The organism is Flavobacterium anhuiense (genome assembly GCF_001705175.1).
Classification (GTDB): Bacteria; Bacteroidota; Bacteroidia; order Flavobacteriales; family Flavobacteriaceae; genus Flavobacterium; species Flavobacterium anhuiense.
On the sequence record NZ_CP016907.1, the window covers coordinates 4,122,484 to 4,135,260 of the forward strand.

At 35.0% G+C, this 12,777-nt stretch carries 15 protein-coding genes; 2 read left to right on the forward strand and 13 right to left on the reverse strand.

Features of this window, described 5'->3' with window-relative positions; translation table 11 throughout:
* Nucleotides 1–25: 25 nt before the first annotated feature.
* The 9 genes from vgrG to BB050_RS17360 all read right to left on the reverse strand — a co-directional run bounded on the left by vgrG (nucleotide 26) and on the right by BB050_RS17360 (nucleotide 7,991).
* Nucleotides 26–1,825 (reverse strand): type VI secretion system tip protein VgrG, encoded by a 1,800-nt coding sequence (gene vgrG, locus BB050_RS17325; RefSeq protein ID WP_066034461.1) that lies wholly within the window; start codon nucleotides 1,823–1,825, stop codon nucleotides 26–28.
* On the reverse strand, nucleotides 1,825–2,499 hold the full coding sequence (locus BB050_RS17330; RefSeq protein WP_008469165.1) for a CIS tube protein: 675 nt from the start codon (nucleotides 2,497–2,499) through the stop codon (nucleotides 1,825–1,827). The genes vgrG and BB050_RS17330 overlap by 1 nt, the downstream gene beginning before the upstream one ends.
* Before the next feature lie 101 nt (nucleotides 2,500–2,600).
* Nucleotides 2,601–2,771, reverse strand: a complete 171-nt coding sequence (locus BB050_RS21915; protein ID WP_164085593.1) for a DUF5908 family protein — start codon at nucleotides 2,769–2,771, stop codon at nucleotides 2,601–2,603.
* Between the two features lie 6 nt (nucleotides 2,772–2,777).
* Nucleotides 2,778–3,248 (reverse strand): phage tail protein, encoded by a 471-nt coding sequence (locus BB050_RS17335; protein WP_008469164.1) that lies wholly within the window; start codon nucleotides 3,246–3,248, stop codon nucleotides 2,778–2,780.
* Nucleotides 3,235–3,705, reverse strand: a complete 471-nt coding sequence (locus BB050_RS17340) for a phage tail protein (protein ID WP_008469163.1) — start codon at nucleotides 3,703–3,705, stop codon at nucleotides 3,235–3,237. The genes BB050_RS17335 and BB050_RS17340 overlap by 14 nt, the downstream gene beginning before the upstream one ends.
* A gap of 50 nt (nucleotides 3,706–3,755) precedes the next feature.
* Nucleotides 3,756–5,333, reverse strand: coding sequence for a phage tail sheath family protein (locus BB050_RS17345; RefSeq protein WP_066034462.1), 1,578 nt, complete (start codon nucleotides 5,331–5,333; stop codon nucleotides 3,756–3,758).
* 36 nt (nucleotides 5,334–5,369) lie between these two features.
* Nucleotides 5,370–6,056: a hypothetical protein gene (locus BB050_RS17350; protein ID WP_123907003.1), complete on the reverse strand. Its 687-nt coding sequence runs from the start codon at nucleotides 6,054–6,056 to the stop codon at nucleotides 5,370–5,372.
* 131 nt (nucleotides 6,057–6,187) lie between these two features.
* Nucleotides 6,188–6,757: a Pvc16 family protein gene (locus BB050_RS17355; RefSeq protein WP_066034464.1), complete on the reverse strand. Its 570-nt coding sequence runs from the start codon at nucleotides 6,755–6,757 to the stop codon at nucleotides 6,188–6,190.
* Between the two features lie 373 nt (nucleotides 6,758–7,130).
* The gene (locus tag BB050_RS17360) at nucleotides 7,131–7,991 is read right to left on the reverse strand and encodes a helix-turn-helix transcriptional regulator (protein ID WP_066034465.1); all 861 of its coding nucleotides are present in this window, start codon (nucleotides 7,989–7,991) and stop codon (nucleotides 7,131–7,133) included.
* Nucleotides 7,992–8,726: 735 nt separating this feature from the next.
* Between BB050_RS17360 and BB050_RS17370 the strand changes: the two genes are divergently transcribed.
* Nucleotides 8,727–8,969: a hypothetical protein gene (locus BB050_RS17370; RefSeq protein ID WP_008469153.1), complete on the forward strand. Its 243-nt coding sequence runs from the start codon at nucleotides 8,727–8,729 to the stop codon at nucleotides 8,967–8,969.
* 12 nt (nucleotides 8,970–8,981) lie between these two features.
* On the opposite strand, the gene BB050_RS17375 is transcribed toward BB050_RS17370, so the two are convergent.
* The 4 genes from BB050_RS17375 to BB050_RS17390 all read right to left on the reverse strand — a co-directional run bounded on the left by BB050_RS17375 (nucleotide 8,982) and on the right by BB050_RS17390 (nucleotide 11,750).
* Nucleotides 8,982–9,485, reverse strand: a complete 504-nt coding sequence (locus tag BB050_RS17375) for a DNA-deoxyinosine glycosylase (protein WP_066034467.1) — start codon at nucleotides 9,483–9,485, stop codon at nucleotides 8,982–8,984.
* An 18-nt stretch (nucleotides 9,486–9,503) separates the two neighbouring features.
* Entirely contained in the window at nucleotides 9,504–10,055 is a 552-nt protein-coding gene (locus tag BB050_RS17380) for a GNAT family N-acetyltransferase (protein WP_035692222.1), read from the reverse strand.
* A gap of 126 nt (nucleotides 10,056–10,181) precedes the next feature.
* A complete protein-coding gene (bioB, locus tag BB050_RS17385) occupies nucleotides 10,182–11,171 on the reverse strand; it encodes a biotin synthase BioB (RefSeq protein ID WP_066034468.1) in 990 nt (329 codons plus the stop codon).
* 108 nt (nucleotides 11,172–11,279) lie between these two features.
* The gene (locus BB050_RS17390; RefSeq protein ID WP_066034469.1) at nucleotides 11,280–11,750 is read right to left on the reverse strand and encodes an Lrp/AsnC family transcriptional regulator; all 471 of its coding nucleotides are present in this window, start codon (nucleotides 11,748–11,750) and stop codon (nucleotides 11,280–11,282) included.
* Nucleotides 11,751–11,938: 188 nt separating this feature from the next.
* On the opposite strand from BB050_RS17390, the gene BB050_RS17395 reads away from it, so the two are divergent.
* Complete coding sequence (locus tag BB050_RS17395) at nucleotides 11,939–12,754, forward strand: DUF1338 domain-containing protein (RefSeq protein WP_066034470.1); 816 nt, start codon at nucleotides 11,939–11,941, stop codon at nucleotides 12,752–12,754.
* The last annotated feature ends 23 nt before the right edge of the window (nucleotides 12,755–12,777 follow it).

Sequence of the window (12,777 nt, forward strand, 5' to 3'; positions counted from 1 at the left end):
CTATAAACCATCAACCACAAACTGATTAATTAATCATTACCATCGCGCCTTTCAATGTCAATTGCATTCCGCCTGAGACTTGAGCCATTTGTCCGCCTTGAGCGCTGTATTGCATATCTGCGTTTTCTTTGATGTTAAGGCCTTTTATAGCAACATCTCCGCCACTTGACTGTATGTTGACACCTTGATTTCCTTTGATGGTAACATTTTGATTCGCCGAAATGTTGATGTTTTTCTGGCTTGATAAATCAATTCCACTGTTAGACATTACGATACTGTTATTGTTTTCGTCCTGAATCGTAATTTTCTTGTCTTTATCGCTTATGATAATGGTGTTTTTATTGGGTGTGGCAACAGTCCATACTTTGTTTTCATCATCAAACTGCACTGATATTCCTGATTTGGAAACGATGGCTTTTATTGAGTTTTTCTGATTTGGGTCTAAACCTGTAAAAGGTTTTATGCTTGTACTGCTGTAGACGCTTCCGAGAATTATAGGATAACGCGGATCTTCATTTATAAAACCCAGAATGACTTCGTCTCCAACTTCGGGCATGAAGAAAGCTCCAGCTCCGCTTGTCGAATAAAAATTGGTAAGCCTTGCCCAGATTCCTTGCCCTTTTGGATCCAATAACGGAACATCTACTAAAACTCTGTATTGAGAATCAGGATCTTCATACATCTGTTTTACGGTTGCGTTAAAAAGGCCTTTCGCTCCAGGAACTAGACCAGAAGCGGGTGGTGCCATAACATCTGGTTCTTCTGTAAACCAAAAAGGAGAAAGCCCAAGTGAAACTTCAGTAATCCAGTTTCCTTGCGATAAATCGTGTACAACTCCTGCAATTAAGTAATCGCCATTAAAGCGATCTCCAAGGCCGGCGAAGGTCATATATTTTCCGGGATCAACTAAATTTGTGCCTTGAAATTTGGCTTCTCCCATTATTTTAGAATATTCACTTTTAATAATCTGTGCTTTCGACCAATTAGTCAAATCAGCAGTTTCTAGCGGGGCAGAAGTCTGCAATTGATAGGTCGAGAGTCCGACAACTTCAGAAAGTTTTTTTGTAGTTAAATTTCCTGATCCGCTAACATCTGGTGCTGCATTACCCGTTACAACGGCTTGGGTTTTAAAATCCCAGCTATTGGCAGCCACATTTCCTAACTGGGTAACAGCACTTAATTTGGCATTAAATTCAAGTAGAGTATCTCCATATGTTACGGTAAGTACCGATGAGGAGTTTTTGTCGGGAGGAAATACAGAAATTTTTCCGTTTAATGTGGTTACAATTAGTCCATTTGCCTCGGCAAGAGATAAAAGATAATCCCAATCGGTAACGTAAAATTGTACTTGTTCTGGCCAAGTTGTGCTAGTAGCAGTAACATCAGCACTTAATCCCGAATAGTTTCCTATAAGAGACGTCATAATATCACTGTCTTTTTGTTTTGAGTAAGTAAGGCTTTTTCGGCCCACAATCATTTTTATGGCGTTGTCACGGCATTCAACTTCTAGAGCCGATCCTACAAGATTATCAATACGGATGGTTTGGCTCATGATTACACCAGAAAAAATAACTGCGTTAGTATTATCATATCCAGCTTCAATGCTGATTGATGCTCCTGGAACAAAAGTAGCGGAAGAACTGGCGTCAAATTTACCAGTATTTGGTTCTCCGTCTAGAATGGTAACTTTTGCAGAAGCAATTCGGTTTACTTTTTTTTCTATATGTACAGAAAGCACACTTAGTTCATCGGCTATTGGAGAACCGTTGACTTTTACGACAAATGTTGCGATTCCGCCACTTTTTATTTCGGTTGAGGCACTCATTAATTTGAAGGGTTTATAGGTGGAAAAATTAATTTGTCGATACCATTTAGGTTTCTGAATTTGTTAAGTTTATTATACTCTGCAACCTGTATGTAATACGAATCATCGTTCCATACTTTCTGGCACAGCTGTGGCAATGACATTCCTTCGGAAACACTTACAATGTGGGTAAGGTCTGGAGATTCTGGAGCATCTGTTCTAGTTACTGTTTTTGGAGAAATGTAACGGCTAAATGACAGCGATATCTTAGCTCTAAGTGGACTTCCGTCTGGTTTGAATAGAGTGTAAGAGATGTCAATAGAATCGAGTACTCCGTTGAATGTGATATTCTGTCCCCATTGTACTTTTACAAAATTCGGACGATGTATTTTTCCGTTGTAAGTGTAAATAATCGTTTCTAAAGCAGTTATTTCTTTGGCCATATCGGTACGTTTGGCATCTATAATTCCGGTACAGTCTATTACCATTTCAAAGCTCAGTTTATCGCTTGGAGTGCTTTTGTACTTTTGCGAAGCCGAACTTGTTGCGGGTGCTTGCTGCTCGTTGTATTCGATGCTTTTCTGTATTTTGATATTATCAGGATTAATCATAAAGGCATACGGACTTCCAGAGAATTTGTTTTGAAATTCTTCGTCTGTGTATCCCGTAATTTTCATTAATTCTAAACTTGCCATTGGGTTATTATTTTAAGTTTAAATTTTTTAAAGCCTATTAAATGTTTTCTCTCGCAGATTTCGCTGATCATGCAGGTTTTTTTTAATCTTTTGATTTGGCTTTAACGTTTATAACTATTCTCCTGATTTTTCTCTGCAATTAATCTTTTACATTCTTCCAGCAGCTGTTTTCTCAAAATGGAAAATTCTCTTTCTTTGGTCAGAGCCAAATTCTTCGCATTTGTTGTTACGATTTCTGTTTTGATAATGAGTTCTCTTATTTCGATGGGCATAATGGTCTACGTAAAAAGTTTATTAAAGTTGGTATCCTTAGAAATGTCAAAATAGGTGTAAGCTAGTTCAATAGATTCTATCGCAATGTTGCTTTCCTGAGAGTTTAAGTCAGAAACAGAATATTTTACCGGATAAGCGTTGTTAAAAGTCCATTGCATGCATACTACACCAGAGGCATTGAGCAATTTTAAGATCACATTTTTGGGCTGTATTGGGTTTGATAATCCTTGATCGATGCAGTTGGCGCACCAATTGACCAACTGAGATCCAGCAGGTACCATAGCTCTTTTAAGCACTAAGTTCTGACTGTTAGAAATGGTTGGGAGGCGATATTTAAATCTATTTTCGCCTCCGCAAACAATTTCTTCTACGCTTAGTTCTTTAGAAATTCCAGATACCTCTTTAAAAGCCGCATCTACACCAGCAAAAGAGAGTGTAAAATAAAAGCTTACAGGATAATCATTACTTACCGCCATTTTTAATGATCAGCTGTTCGTGTGCAATTTCTATAGTGTCTACTGCAACCTCGTTACCGTCAGATTTTAAATCGGTGCTGGTAATTTTGGTTGGCCAAGCATTGTTTAAAGTCCATTGCATGGTTACACCGCCTTTTTCGTCCAATAATTTTATTAGAACGGTTCTTCTTTTAATCGTATTCATTACGACTTGCTGATGCCAATCCCAAAAAGTATTATCGTTTACAAAAATTCCACGTTTCATTGTTACGTTACCGTATTTGGTAATGCCAGGCATTTTTTCTACAGAAAAAAGAGGACTGTTACTTTTGCGATATTCTATAATTTGATTTTCGACATCCATTCCTGTAACTTCCTGAAAAGCTACTTTTGTCAATTCTGTTCCAAGATCTACTTCGAATCTAAACTTTGGCATGGGCCATGTTGCGCCTTGTACGCTTCCGTCATCTGTTGCCATATCATTTTATTTTTAAATTAAAAAGTGTATTTAGTTGAGTATTTATTTGATTAACTAGAAGTCGCCATTTGCTGTTGAAATGTCAGAACGATAAATTCGGCAGGATGAATAACAGCAACTTTTACAGTTACATTCATGAAACCATTTAGTATATCATCTGCAGTCATTGTCGAACCTAATCCGCAGGCTACAGAAAAGGCTTCAGAAGCGCTCGCTCCCTGTAAACCTCCTTGTTTCCAAATCGAACTAAGAAAACTGCTAATCATAGAAATTACAGCTTCCCAAGTGTTTTTATCATTAGGCTGAAATACATAAGCCTGAGCTGCCAGTTTACAAGATTGCTCTAAGAAGATCATGGTTCTTCTCACAGGAATATATCTCCAATCCAGACTATTTCCGTCTAGTGTTCTTGATCCCCAGATTAAAATGCCTAAACCGTTAAAGGTTCTAATCGCATTGATCGACTTACCAGAAACAGCATCAACGTTTAAATTGGCTTGCTGGCTTTCAGAAAGAGAAATCGGCAATGATGATACGCCCACAAAAGAAGTATTTGCAGGAGCTTCCCACGGACCAACAGCGTTATCAACAGTAGTAATAACTCCTGCCATAGCTCCACTTGGAGGAAGAATATTAGCATCGGCCAAAATATGCTTAATCATGAGAGAATAAGTCTGACTGGCAATAAGCAATGCATTGTGATTTTGTGTCACAGTCAAAGTGCTTGACGGGCTTTGGATATTGGCAATAATCGATGCAGCGGCTGGGTTAGGAGCACTTGGTGGATTAAGAACTGCTTCAAGCTGTTTCAAATCTCCGCCAAACAAATTTGTATAATCAATATCAGAAGTTTGCATTATCGTAGTTCCTATAAAAGGATAATAAGCCATTCCATAGTTTAACCCAACAGAACCTGTATTCATTCTGAAATTGGAAATATCCTCCGTATATAAAATAGGATCTGGAGCATCACCGCCAATAATGTCAAATAAGCACATTGCAGTTTGCATTTGTGTAGCCTGTAAAAGCATAGATTGCATCAGAGTTCCATTATTTTCTACGCTTAACAAAGTAGCTTCTGGGCAAATGTACATGGTCGGCTCTTGTTCATTCAGCAATAAAGAAAGACCTTTTATCAAATCATTCAGCTGTACATTTGGATTTACAACTGGAATGCCTGGAGTTCCTGCTTTTTGTGACGGAGGGCCATAAGAACCAACAGAAACAATATAAGCATCTCCACCGCCATTTTCATAAAATAGTCTTACGCTATTGTATAAATAATACACCGTGTTAGGATCTGGAACAATTGAATAATACGTTCCTGCTATCAGCATGTAGTCTCCCTTTAGGGGCTGACTCTTTTCTGCTACCAGATAGTATTCAGGGCTGTATTGTTTGGACGGACTTGCTGGCGCAGGTGGATCCGGCAAACAGAAAAAAGCCTGAAAATCAGCAAAAGATGTGATTTTTACTGGCACATTCGTATACGATTTTCCTTCGTATGCGGCCTGTGGTGTGTACCCTATAAATGCTGGTATAGCCGTAGCAACTCCAACAACAGAATTGGGAAAAGCATTTAATTCTTGAATGTAAACACCAGGAGTTTGAATGGTAGATAAATTCATTGATTTTAGTTTTTAATGTTCATTTTTAATAGTTTTTTATAGATAGATATACATTGGTGATGCGACCTCGTTTTGGTCGCTGTTCTCGATAATTCCGACTCGGGAGACATCTGGACACGGAAGTCCCTTTATAATTACTTTGGGCTTTATATTGTTTTGATTTGCAGAGGATGAACTGCTTACCAAATCAAATTTATATTTTGGCTTTTCGCTAAGTGTTATATAGGTTTTATTGGAAGTAAACAATAATGCCGATTCTCCTGTTTGGATTGTTACATTTTGAGGACCGTCAAACTGTATGTTTTCCTTTTCTGTAATCGAGGGATTATTGAGCTGTACAGCATTTTTATTTATAAAATAATATTGCCATTGTGTTGCTCGTGCAGTAAAGTTTATTTCAAAAAGAGGAGAATGGACTGTTAGTATATCTTCGAAATAAATTTTTAAATGGCCAAAATGAGAAGAAACTGGTTTGTTTTCCAATGTTTGGTTTAAAATTATTTTACCATTATTGTTTAAGTTTTTAGGATCCTGACTGGAATACGTAATAGCTCCAATCCAGTTTATTGGCAACGAGGTAAAGAGAATAAAGTTTGGATTACTGCATTTGATATCAAACTCAAAATAATTTTGCTGTGTTGTCGTAGAAATATAATTTAATAAGTCTGATAGCGAAGATTTTGTATTAGAATATAAATCAAATCCGTTGGAGACAAGATTCATTTTGAATCCGAATTTTTTTAATGTTTTGTCAGTCTTATGATTGGGAATAAAGTGGAGACAATTGCATTTTCCATTATCAAAAAAAATATGATAAGTCGCAATGCTAAAGATTTGTATGTAATTGCTCTGTATCATTTGACGATATTATTACTGGTATTTTTTACAGACGGTATGATTTCCATAATTTCGTGAGCCTGAACTTTTATGAGTTTCATTTTGTAAATAATCGAAGGCTGATATTTCGCTGCCATTGCTGTCCATAAACTGTGCATCTGGTGGTAAGAGATCTTTTCGTATTCAAATTCTAATCTGCTCAAACCATCTGGAATAGAAGAGGAGGACGATGCATCGATATAATTGTTAATCTGAAAGAAGACAATTATAGCATCCAGAAATTTTAAAGATTCGGTGTAATCCTCAAAATTGCTGCTAATGAGCAAGTCTATATTATATCTTTCTGTTGGATTAAAATTGGAATAGTTGCCACTTTCTAACCTCTGATTTCTGACATAAAAAGGCTGATTGGTTTCTTTTTCAATATTGATAAGAGACAAAACCACTTTGTTCTGATTTGCTTTTGGCAAAGTCCCGCTTGGTTCAATGAGATAGTTCAAAACAGTTTTATCTTCGGTCAAACCAAAACGGTTTTTTAAAAACTGTCCCAGTAATTTATTCGTAAATTGAAGTGCCTGGTTGATCATCGCATTTAACTCTTAGGATTAATGAAGTGCCGTAACTAAGAAATTTAGCTATTGGTAGTTGTAAAAGTAGCTGAGAATTAGATTTGTACGAAAAATTTGTAATATACTTTTCATAGACAAAACCATAAGAGATTGTGTGTTTTTTGTAGACAAAATGTAGACAAAGTTTTTTTTGTCTATACTTTGTTACAAATTGAAGTGTAAGACATTAAAAATTGTTATTTTACTAAGAGAAAAAGCGATAAAAAAAGTAGAAATTTAAGTTTAGAAAGAGGTTTGAAATCAGAAAATTGAAGGCATAAAACCTCTTTTCGCAATGCCAATCATAAGAAAGCATGCAATTGTTGGAAAGCGAAATGAAGAAAAGGAAATTTTAAGAAACTGTTCTTAAGTATGAAATGATATCATCTTCTTTTTTAAGAGTTAATTTCTTTTTCAGACGATATTTATGAGTGCGAACGCTTTCTTGATTGATGCCGAGAAGATTGGTAATATCATTGTTGCTCATATTCATTTTAATATAACAGCAATATTTTAAATCTCTAGAACTTAAAGAAGGATGTTTTTTGGCAAGAGCCAGAAGAAAATTAGGATTTGACTGTTCAAAATAGATTTTAAAATCATCCCAAAGTTTATTGTCGTTCGCAACTGTTTTGATCGAATTTACAATAGACATTAATTCAATTCTCGTCGCATCATCCACATTAGGATAGAGATACGAAATGCGTTCTTTTATTTTTAAGAGAACTTCAACCTTTTGGTCAAGTTCCATTACATAATGGCTTAATTTATCGGAATCATTCTTCTGTATTGCTGCTTCAGCAAACGATGCGGCAGGTGTGTTTTGTGATTCTGTTTTTTTTAAAAGAAAAATAGAGCGTATTCTATAAATTAAAAAATCGGTATTCTGAATCTGATTAAACGGATAAGTGAAAACGATACTTTGTTTAGACCAGCATAAGGATTCGCATTCATAATTTTGAGTCAGATATAGAATTGGAAGATCCCTTTTGTCAGAACTGAAATTGGTGTCATTTAAAACAAGTTTGTTTTGTTTAAAACCCAAAATTATCAAATCAGGATTTAAAGAGTTTATCGTATTCTTTAAATCAACTCCTCTCGAAACTGTGACCGTAGAAAAAGCATAATCAGAAACTATAGATATGGCATTCAATATCACAGTCAATATAGTGATATCGTCACATCCAATTACTATAGATTTTTTTTCGAGCATCTTTGGGGGTGTTGTTGCTTCTTATGAAATAGTATTGCTAATATTTCATACGAAATGAAAAATAAATAATAACATTTTCTTGCCATAAAGCCGTCTTAGTATCCGATAGAGCTTAACTAATAGTTTATACAAAAAGTCATTTCTCTAGTAAACATTAAAATGGTTTTATAACTTGATTTAAATTCAATTAAAATATTTGGATTAAATAGCGGCTTGTAAAAAGGAGTGTAAATTTATTTAATCTATAGGAATATTACTATGAGTAGTATTACGTGTTTTTGCATTTTCTGTGTTAATTAACATTTTTTTAAAGGCAAATATCAATTTTGCCAAAAAATCGAGTTTGTTTTGACTTATTGAACTTATGTAGAGATGTTTATAATATAGATTAAGCTGCGCCTTTATAATATTCTTTTTGTATTCCATTGGTTGAATTCCACTATCGTAGGGTTTTTGCCAATGATGATGAGGTACAGATTTATGTGTATCATGTGATAAACAACCTAACTTTTTCTTGTTTCATTTTAACGGTTCAAGGTTCATTTTACTATTTCTGGTTTCAGATTATAATCTGAAACCATTTCTATTGTTTCAAATAAGAAGATTAAAGTTTTTCACTTTAATTTTAAGTATTATTTCAAAAGCAGTTTTTCTTACATAAAAGAAGAGCTGCCACCAATTGAGTATGTATGAACTTATAAGGTAAAATAAAGTATTAATTTAAATACAAAACCTATGGCCGCCATTCCTGATGAATTGTACAATGTTAAGTTTGCAGCGTATTTTGATTCAATGAAAGAATTGTATATACTCGATCAAAAATTTAAAGTAATATGCGATGCTTATTGCGCAAGCACGGCTAAAACTGAGCTTTATAAGGATAAAAGCGAAAAAAACTTTCGACGCAGAATGAAATTTGAGAATCTGTCAAGGGAGTTAGAAGAAGAAATTCTTTTCTACATTATGCGTAATAGGTAATTGTTGGTGCTATTAATCTTTACTTTCTGAAAGACTTATTTTTGATACGACTTTCCATTGTTCCATTTTTTCAGCTGTAGTTAATCCTGCATTTAGTCCGCTAGTGGAGGGTAGTGTTATATAAGTAATTCCATCTTGCGGTACAGAATGTTTGTGAAAGTATTTTGCGGCGGCTTTGCTTTCAAAAAAGACATATTTTATGTTAGGAAACTGTTTGTGCAGATTCTCAAAATCGTTAATAGTTTCTTCTGTTATTTTCGCGTCGCTGCTTCCTTCTCTTTTACAGCTTTTAAGAACATTCCAAAGTCCAATATTATATTTTTTGACCAGCGCTTTACGATCTTCATATGAAGTGCTAAATTCTTCTTCAAAAATAGCAAACAAAATCTTCCAGAAAAGATTGCCTCTGTTGGCATAATATTCTTGCTTGGCAATAGATTGTTCACCCGCCATGGTGCCCATAATTAGGATAATTGTGGAATTGTCTATTAATGGTGGGAGGGCATGTTTGTACATGTTTTTGTATAATAAGTATTATTTTCTCTCATCCCATTCACGTTTCAGCATGGCATACTGAAATTCGCTTCCCCATTTTCCTTTAAAGAAAATATTTTCAATAAAGTGTCCTTCTTGTTTAAAACCAGTGCTTTTTAATAGATTAATAGAAGCAATGTTTTCTGCATCTACAATTTCAACTACTCTGTGAATTTGTTTTTTATCAAATAGAAAAGCTAAAATACCAAGTAAAACCTCTTTTGCAAAACCTTTCTTTTGTTCAAGGTGAGAAATCGTTATTCCGATTTCGGCAATTCTTGTGTCGTATTGGTCAAGTTTAATGGCACAATCGCCAATAAGCTGTTTAGTTTCACTATTTTCAATTCCGTATTGCACCCATTCTCCAGCTTTTCCAAAATGCTTTGTTGCGTTTTCTTCAATAAAGTTTTTGGCTTCTTCAATTGTCATAACATCAAAACCTTGATATTTGGTAACCTCAGGATTTGAGCGATATATATGAAAATCGGATAGATCTGATAATTTTAGGTGTCGTATATTAAGTCGTTTCGTTTGTATATTTAATATTTCCATTGAGTAAATTTCTGCTCGTAATAATGCATTCCAAATATATTTAAATATTTTTTGAAATACGATCTAAAGAAACGGCGCAGTTCTGAAAGCTTTCTGAACTGCGTCGTTTTTATATTTCTCAGTATTTTAAACCACCGAACAAGCACTTTTATTTTCTTTAACCAAAGGCTTAAGTCCAAGATTTTGAAACATCTGCATATCTTCAGAAAGACCTGGATTTGGCGTTACCAATAACGTTTCGCGTTCTCCTGTAAAAATAGAATTGGCGCCTGCCATAAAACACCAAGCTTGTTCTTCTTCAGTCATTTCGATGCGTCCTGCACTTAAACGGACAATAGATGCAGGCATCACAATACGCGCTGTGGCAATCATTCGAACCATATCCCAAAGAGGCACTTTTGGGTTATTTTCTAGCGGAGTTCCTTTTACTCTCGCCAAAGCATTTACAGGAACAGATTCTGGATGAACGGGCATGGTAGCTAACGTTAAAAGCATAGAAATTCTATCGCCATCAGATTCTCCAAGACCAATAATTCCGCCTGAGCAAACCGTGATTCCTGCTTTTCTCACGTTGTTAATCGTATCCAAACGCTGATCAAATTTGCGAGTGCTGATTATTTCATCATAATAATTTTCAGATGTATCCAAATTATGGTTATACGCATACAGACCTGCTTCTTGTAGACGAACGGCCTGTTCTTCAGTAAGCATTCCGAGCGTGCAGCAAACTTCCAAACCAAGATTGTTTACACCTTTTACCATTTCTATAACACGGTCAAAATCTTTATTATCTCGAACTTCACGCCAAGCCGCAGCCATACAGAAACGAGAAGAACCGCCCTCTTTTGCTTTTTGCGCATGTTCCAATACTTTTTCTGTAGGAAGAAGCGCCTGTACTTTAATATCGGTATGATATCGCGCTGCTTGTCCGCAGTAAGAACAGTCTTCTGGACAACCGCCTGTTTTTATAGAAAGTAATGTGCTAACCTGTATTTCTGAAGGTTTATGAAACTCTCTATGTACGGTAGCAGCCTGATAAACCAATTCTAGTAAAGGCTTATCGTAGATTGCTTGAATTTCTTCTTTTTTCCAGTCGTGTCTTATTTGCGTGCTCATTTTATTTGATATGCTTTAATGATTTTTGGTCAAAAATATCATTTTACTGTATCATCAAAATGTACCACTTTTTATATTTTGAGTAGTCCGGTTAGAAAGCTATATATTCTAAACCGGAAGATTTTTCTCAAAAGCAGAACCAAAAGAGAAAAAAGAATCGGTGCTTCCAACGCCTTCAATTTGGTGAATCTGCTCGTATAATATTTTACGAAGTTCTTCATTGTTGGCGGCTACGATTTTAATGAATAAAGCATAGTTTCCAGAAACCCAATGGCATTCTACCACTTCAGGAATCTGCTTTAGTTTTTCTGCAATAGAGTATGAAAAATGAGCCTCTTTTGTAACAATTCCGGTATAGGTAATCGTTTCAAAACCAACTTCTTTTGGATCTAATTTTACAGAAAATCCAGTTATTACGCCAGATTCTTGCAGTTTACGGACCCTTAAATGTACCAACGAATTGGAAATGTTTAATTCTCGAGCCAAATCAGAAAAAGCAATTCTACCATTTTCGCTCAGTTTCTGTATGATTTCTCTATCTAAAGCATCAATATTTTCATTCTTTTTAATCGCTGCCATAAGCTATGCTGTTTTATTGATTCTATTATTTTGACAATTCTTTCGGTCAAACTCGTTTTCAAAGTGTCAAAATTACAAAAAAAAGAGTTCAAAGTGTCGAATTGTAAATAATCGTATAGGTATAATGTTATAATAACAGTATTATCTATAGATTTGTGTCATTATAACACTATTTAACAAACTTAAAAATGGATAAGAATCAACTACTTACGAAACTTTGGGAGCAATATATTGAGATTACTCCATCAGCTTTAAAAATACATGAATTATTGGAAGAAAAAGGTGAAGAAATTTTAAACGACCATATTGCAATTCGTACTTTCAATGATAAACGTGTAAATATTGAGGTATTAGAAAAAGCTTTCATAAATGTTGGCTACGAAGCAAAAGGCGAATATTATTTTGAAACCAAAAAACTATATGCTAAACATTATGAAAATGCTTTAGATAAAAATGCACCAAGAATTTTCATTTCAGAATTAGAATTAGAAAAATGCTCAGCAGAATTGCAGGAAAAAGTACAGCAGCTTTTAGACAGCTGTGATCAAAATGTATTCAACGACCCTAATTTGGTTTTAAGCGGAGCAGTTTGGAAAGGAAATTCGCAAGCGGTTTACAAATCATTATTAGAGGAATCTGAATATGCGGCTTGGATGTATGTGTACGGTTTTAGAGCCAATCACTTTACAATCAATACCAATGCTTTAAAAGGATTTCAGACTTTAGAAGAATTGAACAATTTCTTAGAGGCTAGCGGATGGGAACTAAATGCATCTGGCGGGAAAATTAAAGGTACTCCAGAACAGCTTTTGGAGCAATCTAGCACATTAGCAGATTTGTACGATGTTGATTTTGAAGAAGGAACATTAAAAGTACCATCTTGTTATTATGAATTTGCGTTGCGTTATCCAATGTCTAACGGAGAATTATATCAAGGTTTTGTAGCATCATCGGCAGATAAAATATTTGAAAGTACCGATGTAAAGCTCCAAAAAACAATATAATATTCAGTTAATAGAAAACGCAC